Raw genomic sequence first — 17,531 nt, 5'->3', positions numbered from 1 at the left:
CTGATGCGGAATATTAAGAAATTACATAAAGCCGAATATCGTCCAATTGGAGATCTTAAGACCTGGTCCCCTATGCCAACCAGGGATTTGCAAATGCTGGATCCTTTTCTGTTCTTAAATCATCATGGTCCGCAAACTTATGATGCGAATAACCAGGGGTTGCCGTTTGGCCCGCATCCACATCGTGGTATGGAAACCGTTACTTTCATCATTGAAGGTGATATCACACATAAGGATACCGGTGGGCATAATAGTGTAATTGAAGCTGGTGGTGTGCAATGGATGACTGCCGGAAGCGGACTCTTACATGCTGAAGTTTCTTCAGAAGAATTTAAAAAAAATGGTGGTGACCTTGAGATCCTTCAATTATGGGTGAATCTCCCTCAAAGACTGAAGATGATGCAACCACAGTATAAAGGACTTCAGAAGGAGCAGATCTCTGTCTGGGAAAATGAGGAAAGATCTGTAAAAGCCCAGGTCGTTTCAGGAAACTTCAAAGGGATACGTGGAGCTTTTGATACTCCAACTTCTGTGGATCTGGCTGTGGTACAATTTAATGCTAACACAACACTCGAATTGAAAATCCCCAGAGACGAAACGATCTTCTTTTACGTAATTTCCGGAGAACTGCAGGTGAATGATATTCTGGTACCTGCCTTACATCTGGCTGAATTCTCTAATAATTCTGAAATTCTGAATATCAAGGCTTCAGTAGAAAGTAAATTATTGTTTGGTCATGCTAAACCACTAAATGAAAATGTTGTTTTTGGTGGGCCTTTCGTGATGAATTCTGAAGATGAGATCAGGCAGGCTTATGATGATTTTCACTCCGGAAAAATGGGTAGCTGGGATTAGATTTATTAAAGTTTTTTCTGACGCTATCTAATTAAGCTGAAGTGTCCGGTTAAGCCCACTTCTCCGTTTTGAATCAGACTAAACCAGTATTCTCCCGCAGGTAGATCTACATTTTCGAATTTGCCGTTCCACCTGGTGTTCTTAGGGTCCAGCACAGTATATAATTTACCATAACGGCTATAGATCTGTACAGTATAATCTGTGGCAATACCATGAACCGTCCAGGTATCATTGATACCATCGCCGTTTGGAGTAAAGAAATGATCGTAACCAAAAATGGATATTTCTTTCGAAATCATATTGCAACCTTTTGTATCTCGAACATAGATCGTATGAATTCCAGGCGAGACATTACTAAAGATCGAACTTGGCTGAAATTGCCCGGGATCGTCTAACGAATATTCATAGGTTGCATTTCCAGTGATATCAATCTCCACTTCGTATCCATTAGCAAGATTCTTTATTTCCACCTCCTGAATGGTGGCTGTTTCTATAAGATTGACCTCGAAGTTTCTTGAACTTACGCAGGAGTTTTGATTGGTTACTTCTACTCTGTAATTTCCTGGTTGGGAAACGCAGATTTTCGAGGATGACTGCGGAAGTAGCTCCTCTTCGTAAAACCACTGAAAAGTAAAATCTTCTAAAGCATTCGAGTCCAGACCAGAGTCCAGCAACAATTCTTCTTGATTAGCATTGCATAAACTTAATACCAAATCTTCTGGAAGTTCAGCCGCACCAGCGTTTTGAATTGGTAAAACCGCAAAACCTAAACAAGCTTCTTGGTCGAGAATTTTCACGTATAGCTCTCCCTGTTCTAATTCTGAAAATGAAATGTCTGTTAGTATTTCAGAATCCTCGCTTAAGGCATTTTCTTTACTTAAGTAAATCTGGAAGTCGGAAGCACTATTGTTCTGCTGAAATAGATAGTCTCTAAGCTTGTTGATTTCTATCTCTTTACCACCAGATCCTTCTCCTGAACAAATTGAAAATGCGTTCAAAATGGTTTCAGAAGTTATAGTTAGATTTATCTCTGCGATTTCGGAACATCCAAAACCATCGTGAACAGTCCCGTAAACTGTCGCCTCAGCAGAATTGTAATTTTCAGAATCAATAATCTGATTAACTCCGTTTTCAGCGTCTGATCTATTTATAAAAAACTCTTCTACCACAGTTCTCTGACTCGGATTCAAAATTTGGGAAGCACTTTCAGGCAAGTTAAAACTGGCGATATCAGTATCAGAAAAACCGCAAGCTACAAGTTCTGCCGGGCTATAATCTATTTGAGGATAATATTCTATTATGACATTACCCTGTGCAATACAGCCTTCCGTAGAAGTTAATTCAATGGAGTATTCACCAGGTGTGGTTACAAGCAGTTGATCACCTTTCTCATCCTGCAGCAGAACACCGTTTCTGTACCATTCTACCTGATCTCCTGTTGCTGTAGCTGGCTTAAGTATAATACTTTCCCCATAGCAAATAGCATCATTATTCTGAACCAGTCGATCGGGACCAAGGTCTGCGCTAGATTGAAAACTTCCAGCTTCCAGGAATACTGCAGAATCATATTTATCATTGAGATCATCAGCGATTACGAGCTTCACATGGTAGGTTTCGCCTGGGATTACCGCTGCCAAAGCATTCAGAACTTTCGTCTGACCATCGAATATCGTTTCAGCATCAAAATTAAAGCGATCAAAATAAGCTTCGTTAACAGCTGGACAATTATCAGAAATATAAGGATGGACGGTCGTATTCAAAATGGGTGTTTGAGTACCCGGGACGACCGCGAGGTTTTCATAAGTGGTTTCATCTGCCTTCCGAATGAAAAAAGCAAAAGCATCAGAAAATTTACAAGTAACCGAGTTATCAAATTGATACTCTTCAGAAGCAAAAAGATAGCGAAAACTAATGCCGGCCACATTAGGCACGAAATCAAATTCTATGATAGTGGCGTTATAGGAGTCTATATTAAGTTCTTCCTCTAACTGGCTATCACCTTCCCAACTAGAATGAAAATCATTTGCAAGGTTAGAAGTAGGCTCTGAAATGGTATTTAGCTTTCCCGTACTTAAAACCAGGCCATTACTAATAGGAAACTCTGTGCCGCTTGCATCAAAATATCCGAAACTTTTACTGCCATCGGTAAAATTCGCTCCGGAAACATTGGTCACCACAACATCTGTAATGCAGTCACTTTGTATGAGTACCTCTTCAATAAGTTCCTGTGCAGTATATCGATCCTGATCGACCTGAATGCTCTGAGAGAAACTCAGTGCAGGCAGGAACAATAGCAGGATCAATTTTCTCATTAGTGTCTTAAACTAACTCTTAATGTCTCTTCTTGAGAACTTTTACAATATCCTCAAGTCCGTAACCTTTGGCTTTAAGCAGGATCATATAGTGAAATAATAGATCTGCACTTTCATTTAGGAAAAGATCTTCGTCATTATCCTTGGCTTCAATTACCACTTCTACAGCTTCTTCACCAACTTTCTGTGCGATCTTATTGAGCCCTTTATCAAACAGGGAAACCACATAGCTATTCTCATTTTCCTGTCTGTTTTCTTTAGGTGTTTCACTCAGCTTTTTCCTGCTGGCGATAATGCCTTCCAATTCTGAAAGGAAACCGTATTCTGTTGAGTTTTCCTCAGCCCAGCAAGTGTCGGTTCCTTTATGGCAAACAGGTCCTTCAGGGCGAACTTTGATGAGTAAAGTATCTTTATCACAATCCAATTTTATAGAAACAAGATTCAGAAAATTTCCACTTTCCTCACCTTTAGTCCACAGTCTCTGCTTGGTTCTGCTGAAAAAGGTCACTTTTTTGGATTCGTTGGTTTTCAGATATGCTTCCTCATTCATATACCCAAGCATCAAAACCTTTCCAGTATCCTGATCCTGAATGATCGCAGGAACGAGTCCGTCGTTATTTTTATTAAAATCGATATCCATAATATTATATTCTTACCGGAAGACCGGAATTTTTAAGACTGTTTTTTAGATCTGAAATTTCAATTTCTTTAAAGTGAAAAACGCTTGCAGCCAGAGCAGCATCAGCTTTACCTTCCTTAAAGGTATCTTCAAAATGCTGAATATTCCCTGCACCTCCAGAGGCAATGATCGGTATATTCAATTCTTCTGAAAGCCTGGCAAGTGCTTCATTGGCAAAACCATTCTTGGTACCATCGTGATCCATGGAAGTGAACAGGATCTCTCCAGCCCCACGGCTTTCTACTTCTTTGGCCCATTCAAAAAGATCCAGTTCTGTTGGAACTTTTCCGCCAACCAGGTGAACCGTCCATTTGCCATCAATATTTTTAGCATCAATAGCAACCACCACACACTGACTCCCAAATTTATCAGATAATTGATTAATAAGATCTGGATTCTTTACTGCGGAAGAGTTTATAGAAACTTTATCTGCACCATTCTTCAGAAGTATATCTACATCTTCTACGGAAGAAATCCCGCCGCCTACAGTAAATGGAATATTAAGTTGTTCTGCTACATCAAGAACAAGTTTGGCGAGCGTTCTTCTCTTTTCTTCAGTAGCTGAAATATCGAGGAACACCAGTTCGTCTGCCCCTTTTTCAGCATATGCAGCGGCCAGTTCTACAGGATCACCAGCATCACGCAAGTCAACAAAATTGACGCCCTTTACCGTTCGGCCATTTTTAATATCCAGACAGGGAATTATTCTTTTTGTAAGCACAGGTCTAAAATTTCAAGGTTTTTGAGTAGTTTTTAGTTTAAAGGTCTACTCCTATTCGTTTTCTAAAATATAATTTTCAAGTTGTTTCAGACTAATACGATTCTCATAGATCGCTTTTCCTATGATCACGCCTTCGCAACCAAGTTCCTGCAATTTCGGAAGTTCATCAAAATGAGATATTCCGCCAGAGGCGATCAATTTAATGTCCTTAGTTTCATCCAGAATCTCAGCATAAAGATCAAAAGATGGCCCTTCGAGCATTCCATCCTTGCTAATATCTGTACAGATCACATATTTGATACCTTCAGTTTCAAAATTCTGAATAAAAGGAATTACCTCCTGTTTGGATTCTTCCAGCCAACCTGATACCGCAATCTTTTTATTTCGGGCATCTGCTCCAAGAATGATCTTTTCAGCTCCAAATTTGGTAAGCCAGGATTTAAAGATCTCTGGATCTTTTACCGCGATACTCCCACCGGTAATCTGCTTCGCACCACATTCAAAAGCGATCTCCAGATCTTTATCGGTTTTAAGTCCGCCACCAAAATCTACTCTTAGAGAAGTTTTTGAGGCAATGGATTCCAGAATTTTATGGTTGACGATATGACTGGATTTAGCTCCGTCAAGATCTACCAGGTGAAGATATTTAATACCATGAGCTTCAAAAGATTTAGCCACCTCCAGAGGATCCTCGTTATATATTTTCTTTGTGTTGTAATCTCCTTTAGAGAGTCTTACACACTTGCCGTCGATAATATCTATCGCAGGGATAATTCGCATATTATAAGTTCAAAAAGTTCTTTAAAATCTGTTCTCCGGTTTTACTGCTCTTTTCAGGGTGGAATTGTACGCCGTAAAAATTATCCCTATTTAAAGCAGTTGAATAATCAACTCCGTAATTTGTTCTGGCGATTTCATCATGACATTCGGGAACATAAAAACTGTGCACCAGGTAAACATATTCTTCTGCAGACACATTTTCAAAAAGTTTGCCTTGAAGTTCAGTGATCGTATTCCACCCGATTTGAGGCACTTTTAGATCTGCATTAAATTTCTTCACTTCAGCATCGAAGATACCTAATCCAGTAGTATTTCCTTCTTCCGAAGATTTACACATCAATTGCATTCCCAGGCAAATTCCAAGTACTGGTTGTTTCAAATCTGGAATAAGCTTGTCTAATCCAGTGGATCGCAACATTCTCATGGCGCTTCCAGCTTCTCCAACCCCCGGAAAAATAACCTTATCAGCATTTCGAATTTCTTCCGCATTACTGGAAAGAACAGCTTCAAAACCCAATCTTTGAATGGCAAACTTTATAGACTGGATATTTCCTGCCCCGTAATCGATAATCGCAATTTTCATTATAGCATTCCTTTTGTAGATGGAAGGATCATTTTTTCTGTATCTCGTTTAACCGACATTTTTATAGCTTTCGCAAAAGCTTTAAATATTGCCTCGATCTTATGATGTTCGTTCGATCCTTCAGCCTTGATATTTAAATTAGCTCTGGCACCATCTGTAAATGACTTAAAGAAGTGAAAAAACATTTCCGTAGGCATTTTACCAATCATTTCGCGTTTGAAATCTGCTTCCCAAACCAGCCAGTTTCTACCACCAAAATCGATAGCTACCTGGGCAAGACAATCGTCCATTGGTAAACAGAAGCCATATCGTTCCATTCCAAGCTTATTTCCAAGCGCTTTATTGAACACTTCACCCAGAGCAATGGCTGTATCCTCGATGGTGTGGTGTTCATCCACTTCCAGATCACCCTTTACTTTGATCGTAAGGTCCATTTGTCCATGCCTGGCTAATTGATCCAGCATATGATCGAAAAAGTCGATACCGGTACTTATATCGCTTTTCCCGGTACCATCCAGGTTTAGGTCGATCTTAATATTGGTCTCATTCGTTTTTCTCTCGATCCCGGCTGTACGATCCTTAAGTTTTAAAAATTCATAGATTTCCTTCCAGGAAGCGGTTTTCAATGCAATATGCTGACTTACTTCTTCTTTATCTTTCGAAATTTCATCTGCAGCCAGATCTTCATGCGTATCTATAAAGATGCCCTTCCCTCCAAAGTTCATGGCAAATTCCATATCTGTAAGCCTGTCCCCGATCATAAATGATTGCTGAAGATCATATTCATTATTACCTAAATATTTCTCTTCCAGCAGTCCGGTATTGGGTTTACGGGTTTTAGCATTGTCTTTTGCAAACGTACGATCGATCAACTGTTCTGAAAATCTTACACCTTCGCTTTCAAAAGTTCTGGTAATAAAATTTTGATAAGGCCAGAAATCTGATTCAGGGAAACTGTCGGTTCCAAGTCCGTCCTGATTGGTAACCATTACCAGTTCATAATCCAGTTCTTTGGCTATTTTATTCAGGTAAGTGATCGCCTGAGGATAAAGCACAAGCTTATCGATACTATCGATCTGGTAATCTTCAGGTTCGTGGATAAGAGTTCCATCTCGATCTATAAACAATACTTTTTTCATGATTCTAATTCTTTGAAGGCCTTGAGTAAATTCTGATTTTCTGACGCTGTTCCTACCGTAATTCGAAGACAGTTTTCGCAAAGAGGCTGCTTGCTTCTATTTCTTACGACAATACCTTTACCGATCAATTCCATATATCTTTGATCTGCATCATCCACCTTTATGAGTAAAAAATTGGCATCTGAAGGAAATATCTTTGCAACATATTTTAGTTGAAGTAATTGTTTAGATAAAGCATCCCTTTCATACTTAATATCAGATACTTGCTGTTTTATCTCTGAATAATTCTGAATACCTTTGATTGCTCTTTGCTGCGTTAATTCATTTACGTTGTATGGAGGCTTGATCCTGTTTAGGATTTTAATAATTTCTGCTGAAGCGAATAGCATTCCCAACCTGATCCCGGCCATCCCGAAGGCTTTAGAGAAAGTTTGAGTAATGATAAGGTTTGGGTAAGCTTCAAGCGATTGAGACCATCCTGCAACGTCTGAAAAGTCTATATATGCTTCATCGATTACGACCAGCCCATCAAATGACTCTAAGAGTTTCCTTACAAGTTTTGCATCAAAAGAATTTCCGGATGGATTATTCGGAGAACACAGGAACAATAATTTAGTATTTGCATCTACAGCGTCCAGGATTGCTTCCATGTCAGGTTCAAATTCTGAAGTTAGCAGCACTTCACGATTTTCAACATTATTAATTCCTGAAAGCACCTTGTACATTCCGTAAGTTGGTGGTAAACTAATAACGTTATCTTTTCCAGGTTCACAAAATGCCCTGAATATGAGATCCAGAACTTCATCGCTCCCATTCCCGAGCAATATTTGCTTTTCATGAACCTGTTTAATTTCTGAAATTTTGGATTTTAAAAGCATTTGCTGTGGATCAGGATATCGATTCAATCCGTTTTCAAACGGATTTTCATTCGCATCCAGAAATATCATAGCTTCACCATCAGTTTTATATTCATCCCTGGCAGATGAATATGGCAGAAGACTTTTCATGTTATCCCTTACGAGATTATTCAGATCGAAATTCATTATTGGTTCAGTGATTTTAATCTTAGAGTTACAGCGTTCTTATGAGCCTGTAGCCCTTCAGCTTCTGCCATCAATTCAATAGCCGGGCCTATATTTTTAATTCCTTCTTCTGAAACTTTCTGATAGGTGATCTGCTTCATAAAACTATCCAGATTCACCCCGCTATATTGTTTTGCATAACCATTGGTTGGCAAGGTGTGATTCGTGCCTGAAGCATAATCTCCGGCACTTTCCGGAGCATAATTCCCAATAAAAACAGATCCAGCATTCACAATATTTTCCACAAAATAATCTTCATTTTCTGAACATACTATAAAATGCTCCGGCCCATACTCATTAATTAGCTCCAGAGCAGTCTCTTCGGAATCTACCAGAATAAGTTTAGAGTTTTCGATCGCCTGTTGTGCAATGGCCTTTCTAGGTAATTCATCCAGCTGCTTTTCTACTTCATCACTTACCAGCTTCAGCATTTTTTCCGAAGTGCATACCATGATCACCTGGCTATCCACGCCGTGTTCTGCCTGACTCAACAGGTCTGAAGCAACAAAAGCCGGGTTCGCTGAATCATCTGCATACACTAGTAATTCTGATGGTCCAGCAGGCATATCTATCGCTACCTGGTATCTTGTAGCTAGCTGTTTTGCCACGGTTACGAATTGATTCCCCGGCCCAAAGATCTTATAAACTCTGGGTACACTTTCGGTACCAAAGGTCATTGCTCCAATCGCCTGGATTCCACCAATTTTAAAAACCTGCGTTACTCCGCACAATTTCGCCGTATATAAAACTGCAGGATTTACGTTTCCATTCTTATCTGGTGGTGTACAGAGTACGATCTCCTCGCAACCGGCAATATTTGCCGGAGTTGCCAGCATCAAAATAGAGGAAAATAAAGGTGCAGTTCCTCCTGGAATATAAAGTCCTACTTTCTGTATCGCCTTTTTTTCCTGCCAGCATTTTACTCCATTCATGGTTTCCACAACAACTCTTTCAGTTCTCTGTGCTGCATGAAATATTTCGATGTTCTTTTTAGCAAGTGCTATCGCCTCTTTTAATTCCTGAGAAATTTCAGCGGAGGCTGCATCCATTTCAGAAGCAGTAACCTTGAACGTATCCAGTTCGATTCCGTCGAAAGCTTTCGTATATTTTCGAACTGCTACATCTCCTGTAAGCCTTATCTCATCAAAAACCTTATGCACTGTTTGCTCAATATCGGCAACAGTTTGAGTTGGTCGCTTTAAAATTCCGCTCCACTTAGATCTGTCAGGATTGTTGATCGTGTTCATCATTGTAAATTAAAGTACCATAGTTTCTATCGGCGCTACCAGAATTCCTTCAGCACCATTACTTTTCAGTTCGTCCAGAACTTCCCAAAATCTATCTTCATTGATAACGGTATGGATCGAACTCCACCCCTTCTCTGCCAAAGGTAAAACAGTTGGACTTCTCATCCCGGGAAGCAGACTAATAATCTTTTCTAATTTATCATCAGGGGCATTCAGAAGAATATACTTTGAAGTTCGCGCGTTCAATACAGATTTTAATCTGAATTGCAGCTTTTCAAGTATCTGCTTACGTTCTTCAGAAATTTTAGGAGAGATGGCCAGTACCGCTTCACTTTTCAGCATGACTTCAACTTCCTTGAGTCCGTTTTTAAAAAGTGTACTTCCGCTAGATACAATATCGCAAATAGCATCTGCAAGCCCAATATTAGGAGCAATTTCAACAGAACCATTAATGATATGAAGATCGGCAGAAATACCTTTTTCCTGCAAATAGTCTTTCACCGTGTTTGGATAGGAAGTGGCAATTTTGAGTCCGTCAAGGTCTTTAATACTGTTGTATTTAAATGACTTAGGCACCGCGAGGGAAACTTTACACTTGGAAAAACCAAGTTTCTCTCCTCTAATAATATCTTTTCCCTTCTCAATAAGTACGTTTTCACCAATAATGGCAACATCTACCACACCATCCCTCAAATATTGAGGAATATCACCATTACGTAAATACATCACTTCCAAAGGAAAATTTCGCGATGATGCTTTTAGCTGCTCCTTCCCGTTATCGATGGAAATACCCGCATCTTTTAAAACCTTGATAGAATCTTCAAAAAGTCTTCCTGACTTCTGTACTGCGATCCTTAATTTTTGCTGACTCATAATTTAGTTAATATTAGGAATAAAAAAACCCGCTTGATTTCTCAAACGGGTTATGATATTATAGTTAGTGTTACAACATATCAAATTTACCTCGCTTGAGCGTGGAGTAAAAAATGATGGTGATGTACATTAAAATTTGTCATTGTGATGCCAAAGCTAAATAAAAATCTGAATTATAAAACCAGTTTTTTAATTTTTAATATTTGTTTATTAGTTGTCACCAAGAATAATTGGCATTCCACCTTCACCAGAACCTATAACAATCACCTTGCTATTTGGTGATTTCGCCAGTTCTACGGTAGCCTGAATTCCTTTTTCCTGCAATACCTTATCTGTAAGTGATTCGCTAAGAATAGTATTCGCACGTGCTTTACCTTCAGCGTCAATTCTTTGTCTTTCTGCTTCCTGTTCTGCTTTTGAAAGTCGGAATTCGTACTCAAGCGACTCCTGTTCCTGTCTAAGTTTACGTTCGATCGCATCTTTTATCGTAGACGGTAAGGAAACATCTCTTACAAGAACCTCATTCACCTGAACATATTGATCTTCCAGAAGCAGGTTTGTTTCGTCGAAGATTTCCTTCTGAATTGCTTCCCGCTTACTTGCATATAGTTGCTCCGGGTTGTAACGTCCTACCACAGCTCTGGTTGCAGATCTTATCGCTGGCTGAAGTAAACGTTGAATGTAAGCTTCTCCTTTTTCCTGGTGCAACTTACCAAGAGCTTCATATTCTGGCTGAAACCATACTGATGCATCGAGGCTGATTTCCAGACCGTTTGAAGATAATACAGTCATTTCTTCATCGATGGATTGCTGACGTACTTCGTAAACAAAAACTTTGTTCCAGGGTGCAACCACATGAAATCCTTCAGAAAGAGGACTTCCTTCAGTTACAACACCACCACCAAATGTTTTGTAAAGAACCCCGGCTTCTCCGGAATCAATAGTTACAGTAGATTTTGCTAATAATATTATTACAATGACTAACCCGATAAATAACGGGATACCAATTTTAGGTAATCTTTCCATATAATTTTTTGAACTTAAATTAGACCCTTATATTTTCGGTAAAACCATTCCAGGGCAAGGGCAAACACAACAAGAAATAGCAGGTAGTACCAGTCAATCAAAGGTACGGTTTTTTGTTCGCTTTTAAGAACTGGCCTGTGACTATCATTCTTCAACAAGTAGTCTTCAAAGGTTTTAAACTGATCTTCGTAAAATATGATTGAATTATTATTCGATGCAAGGAATTGCATACCTGCCAGATTTGCTGCTTGCTGTTGCTCTTCCGCATTATAGTCGAGCACGTTGAAAGCTCCAGTTTTTCGCAGATTCGTATTTTCAGCCTGTAATTTATAAGTGTAATTCCCAGGTGCAAGATTCCCGATCTCTGCCACATATTTCAGGTTCCTGACTACAAGGCTGGAATTTATAACAGTATTTCCCAGACTATCCAAAATGCTGATATTAAGGTTAGCTCCGGAATCGAAGCTATAATTTTCGTCGTAATAAGCAGCACTTATTTCTACAAGTTCATTCTCCAGAAAAGATTGCGGATGCTCTGTGATCAATCTTTCATTAGATTTCACAGCACTTAAATTCTGTACCAAATCACTAATAAACCCATTGAACTGCTCGAAATTCTTGTCTTTCCGAAAACTTGCCGCTCTCCAGCGCCAAATATTCTCACCCGTAAGCAGACCTATTTTTGGTTTGACTCTGGAAACGGCAAGAAGCGGACTATCAGTTTCGACTCCCTGTATTTTTTGATATAACTGCACTGCGTAACGATTTGCATCGACTTCCGTTTCTCCAAATGCAATTTGTAAGGGCGGTAAATCTTCGTAGTCAAAATGTTTTGGCTGATAAATGGCGAAATTATCGTTCTTAACAGCAAAGACATCCTGTGGTTGATCGATGCTGTTCTTGGAGAATCCTAATTGGAGTTCATTGAGAAATTGCCAGTCAGTTTCAGGTCCTGTGATAAACAGTTTTCCTGCCTCAAGATTAGAAATTGACTCTATAGTTCTTTGAAAGTTTCGATTTACATTGTGTAGCACAAACAACTGTATATCAGTTAATTCAAGATTATTAAAATCACGAATATATTGTATCTCAACCATACGTTGTGAGTTCGATTCTATAACTGTCTTTAAAGCTCCCAGATCTGGATGAGGACCTGGACTTAAAATCATGATCTTAGAGCTTTCGTCTACAATTTCCACGGAGAAGTTTTCGGTATTGTTTCTGACATTCTTCTCATCTGGTAATTGGCTAAGCCTGGCAATATAGTCTTTGAGTCCGATACTTTTAGCTTCCAGTTCAGCATTTACAATAATAGATTTATTGTTTTCAGAAAATTCCAGATCCTCCTGAAATACAACCTTTCCCGAGTTCAGAATCTGCAGCTTCGTATTACGTTCATTAGATCCAGAATAGTTCAGGAAAACTTCAACAGGAAATTTATTATTCAGGAAGGCATACCTGTTTACATTGATGCGCTGAATAGCTATATCTTCAAAAGTACTTGTATCGCCTACGATTATAGGTAAAATTTCAGTAGTTCCAGAAGATTTATGATATCGAAAGTCTCTGCCGGTATTTTGATTTCCATCACTAAGCAAAACAAGTACACCTTTATTGTTATTCATTAGCTCTTCAGCCTGTTTTAAAGACTGCTGAATATTGGTATGTCCTTCACTGAAGTATGAAGTACTATCTGAAGTTAGCAGGTCCCTTCCGAAGTTATAATGGATAATTTCGAATTTGTCATTCAACTTTTCTGAAGAGAGAATCTTGTTTTGAAAGTTCTGAAGAACAGAATCCTTCTGAAGAATTTTAATAGACTCTGAAGCATCGGATAATATTACCAGTTTCTCTTTCACCTGAAAGCGTTCAGTATGAGTAATCTTGGGATTGATAAGCAGTAAAAGAATCAGAAATATAGAAAAACTACGAAGTCCGAAAAGTGTATAATTCCCGGAACTTTTCGTGTTCTTATAAAGATTCTGAAAAAAAGAAAACCCCAGAGCTATCAAAAGCGCCAGGGTTATCAATAATATTATTTGAATGTTCATTAATTCACGTTGGTATAGTGAAAATACAAATTATAGTGTGATTATAGTATCTGTAAGCTACAAAGCTCGATTATTTTCAACCTTAAAGATATTACGTTTAATTCGCAGATCTTCTTTTGAAATTTAATTCACTCCATTTAAACGGAACAAATTTTAAAAGAATAGCCACTCCCACTCCCATTAATACCCCCGCAAGAGTCTGAAATAGGGAATCCTGAGGCAACAAATAAGTAGCGATTCCAGATAGGACCATTATAGCAAGTCCCTTCCACTGACTCCAATTTAATTTTAGATTCATAAGATTATTCAATTAAGTATGCATTCCGCCATCTACATGTATCACCTGTCCGGTCACGTAAGAACTTAAGTCACTACCAAGATACACACACGTATTCGCGATATCTTCAGGTTTTCCACCACGTTTTAAAGGAATAGAATCTCTCCAGCCCTGTACTGTTTTTTCGTCAAGCTTCTCGGTCATTTCGGTTTCGATAAAACCTGGAGCTACTACATTTGTTCTAATGTTTCTGGAACCAAGTTCCTGAGCCATCGATTTTGAAAACCCAATGATCCCAGCTTTAGAAGCTGCGTAGTTTGATTGTCCGGCATTTCCAGTAACTCCTACTACAGAACTCATATTAATGATACTACCAGAACGTTGCTTAAGCATGGTTCTTTGTACGGCTTTGGTCATATTAAAAATAGACTTCAGATTAACCTCGATCACCTTGTCAAAATCTGCTTCGCTCATTCGCATTAAAAGGTTATCCTTTGTAATACCAGCGTTGTTGATTACGATGTCTATAGATCCAAATTCAGCATTTACATCATCGATCAATTTCTGTGCTTCTTCGAAACTGGCAGCATTAGATTGATAGGCTTTAGCTTTTACACCTTTAGCTTCTAATTCTTTTGCAAGATCTTCAGCAGACTGTGCCGAAGAATTATAGGTGAATGCGACATTGGCTCCATGCTCGGCAAAAACCTGAGCGATTCCTTTTCCAATACCTCTACTACCACCTGTTATGATGGCATTCTTTCCTTGTAGTAATTTCATATAACTTGATCTTGGTTAATTGTCTTTCCAAATATAGCAAAAGCCTAAGGCATTGCATAAAAAAACCCTTCTTAGAGTATAAGAAGGGTTTCAAATTATTTCGGGTTTGCTTATCCTTTTAAAACTTCAGCAACTTTCATCCCTATTTCAGCAGGAGAATCAACCACGTGGATTCCATTCTCTCTTAAAATTTTCTTTTTAGCCTGAGCAGTGTCTTCACTTCCTCCAACGATCGCACCAGCATGTCCCATTGTACGTCCAGCAGGAGCAGTTTCTCCAGCGATAAATCCAACAACTGGCTTTCTGTTACCGTTTTGTTTTACCCACTGTGCAGCATCAGCTTCAAGCTGACCTCCAATTTCACCGATCATAACGATACACTCAGTTTCATCATCGTTCATCAACAATTCTACTGCTTCTTTCGTAGTAGTTCCAATAATTGGATCTCCACCAATACCAATCGCAGTAGTGATACCAAGACCTTGTTTTACAACCTGATCTGCAGCTTCATAGGTAAGTGTACCAGATTTAGATACGATCCCTACTTTTCCTTTTTTGAAAACGAAACCTGGCATGATACCAACTTTAGCTTCTCCCGGAGTGATCACACCTGGACAGTTAGGTCCAATAAGTCTGCAATCACGGTCTTTAATATAATCTGAAGCCTTTACCATGTCTGCAACAGGTATTCCTTCAGTAATAGTAATAATCACTTTAATTCCAGCATCGGCAGCCTCCATAATGGCATCTGCAGCGAAAGCTGGTGGCACGAAGATGATAGAAACATCTGCTCCAACCTGCTCTACAGCTTCAGAAACTGTATTAAAAACTGGCTTATCAAGATGCTTTTGTCCTCCTTTACCAGGAGTAACTCCACCAACTACATTTGTACCGTATTCTATCATTTGTTCAGCATGGAAAGTACCTTCACTACCGGTAAAACCTTGCACGATTACTTTAGAATCTTTATTGACTAAAACGCTCATAAATGTCTTTTAATTTTGGAACACAAAAGTATGTTTTTAAATATAAAACCTAAAGTCATTTTATAGATTATTGCGAGAAAAAACCTTAAAGTTGACATAAAATGATCCTGAAATGAGAAATCCCGATGAATTTACATCGGGATTTCTAAAACTATCTACTTCCCGTAATCTTCATAAAACCTTCGGAATCTCCTGTTTGGTTAACAACGATCTTCGTATAGTTCTTTGATTCTATAATCTTAGTTGCTTTTTTAGCCGAGATCTTTTTGCCATTATAGAAAAAAATTCCACCCTCTGCATTGATCACTTTAATTGTCTTTAATGGATCTGGAGCGGCTGGTGGTGCTGGAGGATTTGGTACCGAATTTTGCTTGTTCTTATCTTTGACTTTTGACTTGTTCTTTAATTTCTGGTCTTTACTGTCCATCTCTTCCTTTATATAGTTTACCTCTAAGGATTCATTGGCTAGTAACTCTTCCTCCCCTGTAACAAATTCCCCTGTCTTAGCAGCCTTTGGCCTCTTAGGAGGTTTTGGTGGTTTTGGAGCCTTTTGTGGTTTTGTTGACTTAGGCGGTTTTGGAGGCTTAGGAACTTGATGATCTTCACCACGGTGCACTGGAGGTGGCGGTGGAAGTATATCATGACCGCTAACCTTAGACATTCTGCTTTTTCTGAATTCGCTATTCAGAGATTCCATATATCCAGATGCTGGATCTATAACTTGCATTCTGAAATTATAAATTTTCAACTCTTCGTCTGTTATCCCTTCGGAAAGCTTATCCAGAGTTTCACTTAACTTACCAGGATTAGTTTTCACTCCATTTACTCGAAGCGTGCTGCCAGCAACCTGAATACTGAAGAGATTGTCTCTCTGTTCTCCAATACTTGAATTTGAGCTTTGGGAGGCTGGATTTCTGCCTTCTATAGCCTGTACTGGCGGTGGCGGAGGTGGTGGCGGTGTTGCACCAGTTTCTGGAGCGCTTGGAGCTAGAAACTCGGTTCCAGATATTCTGGATAATTCAGTTTTGCGATACTCAGCATTAAGTTTCTCAATAAAACCGGTAGTTGAATTAGCGAAGTCTACATAAAAATATGGGTTTTTCAACTGCCAGTCGTTCCAGTCCTTCGTAGTTTTATCCAACTCTTCAGCAAAATCTTTAAGAGATACTGGCTTGTCGTACAAAAGAATATCTTCTTTGTTCACTGTGATATAAACCGATTTTTTCTTCTGAAACTCGATCAATTCCAAGTTCTCATCAATTGATAGCACTGGCTTCGCTACAATTTCTTGATTGAAAGTATAAATACAACCTCCAAGAATGGGTAGCAACACCAGCATTTTCATACTCAGCCGTCTGGCTGAAAGATTTTTTGTCATCATAAGTATTCGTTTTTTGATTAATGAATGATTAATGGGACTTGCCAGAACGTTATGATCCTGTCCCCGGCTGTAACCTAAAAGAAGTTCACTGTAATCTCTCAGATTTTGATGCTTTGCAAGTACTTGCTCATCTGCGAGAAACTCATGGTTTAATTTGATGGATTTTTTGATGAATATAAATATAGGATTGAACCAGAAAATCGCATTCACCAGTTCCAGAAATAGAAGATCCCAGGAATGTTTTTGATCCACATGCGCTTTTTCATGTGCTATCACCGCTTCTGAAATCTGTGAGTTTTTAAATTCCTTTCTACTGAAGAATATATAATGCAGGAAACTGAAAGGATTGATGGAATTACCAAGCAGCACATAGATATACGGAAATTCTTTTTTAAGTTGACCTTTCTTTATTGTCAATCGCATTTTATTAAGGTTCCATATAAACCGAAGCAAAAACGCGAGAAATCCAATAAAGTAAATTGCCAGCCATATCTGACTCCCATATTGATCGAAAAAACCAACTTCCTGTACTGCTGATGATTTTTCAGATGATTTTACTATCATCGGCGCAGTGTCAACGAATTCTTTGGCAGCAACCTCATAAGAAATGGTAATAAATGGTAGGATCGCTGAAAACAACAGCATGAAGATCAGATAAAAACGCTTTAGCCTGTTGGATTTTTCAGCTTCCAGAAAAAATTTATAGAAGGCAAAAAGAACCAGCAAACATCCCGCAGATTTTAAGATATACTCCAGCAT

General features: G+C 38.8%; 16 protein-coding genes. 1 reads left to right on the top strand and 15 read right to left on the bottom strand.

What is annotated here, in order from left to right; genetic code table 11:
* The first annotated feature begins 3 nt into the window (after positions 1-3).
* The gene (locus JM79_RS08065) at positions 4-855 is read left to right on the top strand and encodes a pirin family protein (protein ID WP_141877659.1); all 852 of its coding nucleotides are present in this window, start codon (positions 4-6) and stop codon (positions 853-855) included.
* 23 nt (positions 856-878) lie between these two features.
* Here the strand turns inward: JM79_RS08065 and JM79_RS08060 are convergent, their stop codons facing one another.
* From JM79_RS08060 to JM79_RS07990, 15 genes are all read right to left on the bottom strand, one after another.
* Entirely contained in the window at positions 879-3,167 is a 2,289-nt protein-coding gene (locus JM79_RS08060) for a choice-of-anchor L domain-containing protein (protein WP_141877658.1), read from the bottom strand.
* A gap of 19 nt (positions 3,168-3,186) precedes the next feature.
* Positions 3,187-3,807: a bifunctional phosphoribosyl-AMP cyclohydrolase/phosphoribosyl-ATP diphosphatase HisIE gene (gene hisIE / locus JM79_RS08055; RefSeq protein ID WP_141877657.1), complete on the bottom strand. Its 621-nt coding sequence runs from the start codon at positions 3,805-3,807 to the stop codon at positions 3,187-3,189.
* A 4-nt stretch (positions 3,808-3,811) separates the two neighbouring features.
* The gene (gene hisF, locus JM79_RS08050) at positions 3,812-4,567 is read right to left on the bottom strand and encodes an imidazole glycerol phosphate synthase subunit HisF (protein ID WP_141877656.1); all 756 of its coding nucleotides are present in this window, start codon (positions 4,565-4,567) and stop codon (positions 3,812-3,814) included.
* Between the two features lie 51 nt (positions 4,568-4,618).
* Positions 4,619-5,347 carry a 1-(5-phosphoribosyl)-5-[(5-phosphoribosylamino)methylideneamino]imidazole-4-carboxamide isomerase gene (hisA, locus tag JM79_RS08045; protein ID WP_141877655.1) on the bottom strand — a complete coding sequence of 243 codons (729 nt, stop codon included), beginning with the start codon at positions 5,345-5,347 and terminating at the stop codon, positions 4,619-4,621.
* A 1-nt stretch (position 5,348) separates the two neighbouring features.
* The gene (hisH, locus tag JM79_RS08040; RefSeq protein ID WP_141877654.1) at positions 5,349-5,930 is read right to left on the bottom strand and encodes an imidazole glycerol phosphate synthase subunit HisH; all 582 of its coding nucleotides are present in this window, start codon (positions 5,928-5,930) and stop codon (positions 5,349-5,351) included.
* Positions 5,930-7,069, bottom strand: coding sequence for a bifunctional histidinol-phosphatase/imidazoleglycerol-phosphate dehydratase HisB (gene hisB / locus JM79_RS08035; RefSeq protein WP_141877653.1), 1,140 nt, complete (start codon positions 7,067-7,069; stop codon positions 5,930-5,932). Before hisB ends, hisH begins: the two co-directional genes overlap by 1 nt.
* Positions 7,066-8,112, bottom strand: coding sequence for a histidinol-phosphate transaminase (hisC, locus tag JM79_RS08030; RefSeq protein WP_141877652.1), 1,047 nt, complete (start codon positions 8,110-8,112; stop codon positions 7,066-7,068). Before hisC ends, hisB begins: the two co-directional genes overlap by 4 nt.
* The gene (gene hisD / locus JM79_RS08025; protein WP_141879203.1) at positions 8,112-9,398 is read right to left on the bottom strand and encodes a histidinol dehydrogenase; all 1,287 of its coding nucleotides are present in this window, start codon (positions 9,396-9,398) and stop codon (positions 8,112-8,114) included. Before hisD ends, hisC begins: the two co-directional genes overlap by 1 nt.
* Positions 9,399-9,407: 9 nt before the next feature.
* Positions 9,408-10,271 carry an ATP phosphoribosyltransferase gene (gene hisG, locus JM79_RS08020; RefSeq protein WP_141877651.1) on the bottom strand — a complete coding sequence of 288 codons (864 nt, stop codon included), beginning with the start codon at positions 10,269-10,271 and terminating at the stop codon, positions 9,408-9,410.
* A gap of 210 nt (positions 10,272-10,481) precedes the next feature.
* Positions 10,482-11,297, bottom strand: coding sequence for a prohibitin family protein (locus tag JM79_RS08015; RefSeq protein ID WP_141877650.1), 816 nt, complete (start codon positions 11,295-11,297; stop codon positions 10,482-10,484).
* 14 nt (positions 11,298-11,311) lie between these two features.
* Positions 11,312-13,348: a hypothetical protein gene (locus JM79_RS08010; RefSeq protein ID WP_141877649.1), complete on the bottom strand. Its 2,037-nt coding sequence runs from the start codon at positions 13,346-13,348 to the stop codon at positions 11,312-11,314.
* Between the two features lie 97 nt (positions 13,349-13,445).
* Positions 13,446-13,646: a hypothetical protein gene (locus JM79_RS08005; protein ID WP_141877648.1), complete on the bottom strand. Its 201-nt coding sequence runs from the start codon at positions 13,644-13,646 to the stop codon at positions 13,446-13,448.
* A 12-nt stretch (positions 13,647-13,658) separates the two neighbouring features.
* Positions 13,659-14,405 carry a 3-oxoacyl-[acyl-carrier-protein] reductase gene (gene fabG, locus JM79_RS08000; RefSeq protein WP_026916300.1) on the bottom strand — a complete coding sequence of 249 codons (747 nt, stop codon included), beginning with the start codon at positions 14,403-14,405 and terminating at the stop codon, positions 13,659-13,661.
* A gap of 110 nt (positions 14,406-14,515) precedes the next feature.
* Positions 14,516-15,391: a succinate--CoA ligase subunit alpha gene (gene sucD, locus JM79_RS07995; protein ID WP_141877647.1), complete on the bottom strand. Its 876-nt coding sequence runs from the start codon at positions 15,389-15,391 to the stop codon at positions 14,516-14,518.
* 151 nt (positions 15,392-15,542) lie between these two features.
* Positions 15,543-17,531 carry a M56 family metallopeptidase gene (locus tag JM79_RS07990; RefSeq protein ID WP_141877646.1) on the bottom strand — a complete coding sequence of 663 codons (1,989 nt, stop codon included), beginning with the start codon at positions 17,529-17,531 and terminating at the stop codon, positions 15,543-15,545.

Source organism: Gramella sp. Hel_I_59, assembly GCF_006714895.1.
In the GTDB taxonomy this organism is placed as follows: domain Bacteria; phylum Bacteroidota; class Bacteroidia; order Flavobacteriales; family Flavobacteriaceae; genus Christiangramia.
This window is presented reverse-complemented; position numbering and strand designations above follow the sequence as displayed.

Excerpts from the sequence above, each read along its gene's own strand:
- hisA (WP_141877655.1), bottom strand. The coding sequence starts at position 5,347 with ATGCGAATTATCCCTGCGATAGATATTATCGACGGCAAGTGTGTAAGA.
- JM79_RS08060 (WP_141877658.1), bottom strand. The coding sequence starts at position 3,167 with ATGAGAAAATTGATCCTGCTATTGTTCCTGCCTGCACTGAGTTTCTCT.
- hisH (WP_141877654.1), bottom strand. The coding sequence starts at position 5,930 with ATGAAAATTGCGATTATCGATTACGGGGCAGGAAATATCCAGTCTATA.
- JM79_RS08005 (WP_141877648.1), bottom strand. The coding sequence starts at position 13,646 with ATGAATCTAAAATTAAATTGGAGTCAGTGGAAGGGACTTGCTATAATG.
- sucD (WP_141877647.1), bottom strand. The coding sequence starts at position 15,391 with ATGAGCGTTTTAGTCAATAAAGATTCTAAAGTAATCGTGCAAGGTTTT.
- hisG (WP_141877651.1), bottom strand. The coding sequence starts at position 10,271 with ATGAGTCAGCAAAAATTAAGGATCGCAGTACAGAAGTCAGGAAGACTT.
- fabG (WP_026916300.1), bottom strand. The coding sequence starts at position 14,405 with ATGAAATTACTACAAGGAAAGAATGCCATCATAACAGGTGGTAGTAGA.
- hisB (WP_141877653.1), bottom strand. The coding sequence starts at position 7,069 with ATGAAAAAAGTATTGTTTATAGATCGAGATGGAACTCTTATCCACGAA.
- JM79_RS08065 (WP_141877659.1), top strand. The coding sequence starts at position 4 with ATGCGGAATATTAAGAAATTACATAAAGCCGAATATCGTCCAATTGGA.
- JM79_RS08015 (WP_141877650.1), bottom strand. The coding sequence starts at position 11,297 with ATGGAAAGATTACCTAAAATTGGTATCCCGTTATTTATCGGGTTAGTC.
- JM79_RS08010 (WP_141877649.1), bottom strand. The coding sequence starts at position 13,348 with ATGAACATTCAAATAATATTATTGATAACCCTGGCGCTTTTGATAGCT.
- JM79_RS07990 (WP_141877646.1), bottom strand. The coding sequence starts at position 17,531 with ATGCTGGAGTATATCTTAAAATCTGCGGGATGTTTGCTGGTTCTTTTT.
- hisIE (WP_141877657.1), bottom strand. The coding sequence starts at position 3,807 with ATGGATATCGATTTTAATAAAAATAACGACGGACTCGTTCCTGCGATC.
- hisC (WP_141877652.1), bottom strand. The coding sequence starts at position 8,112 with ATGAATTTCGATCTGAATAATCTCGTAAGGGATAACATGAAAAGTCTT.
- hisD (WP_141879203.1), bottom strand. The coding sequence starts at position 9,398 with ATGAACACGATCAACAATCCTGACAGATCTAAGTGGAGCGGAATTTTA.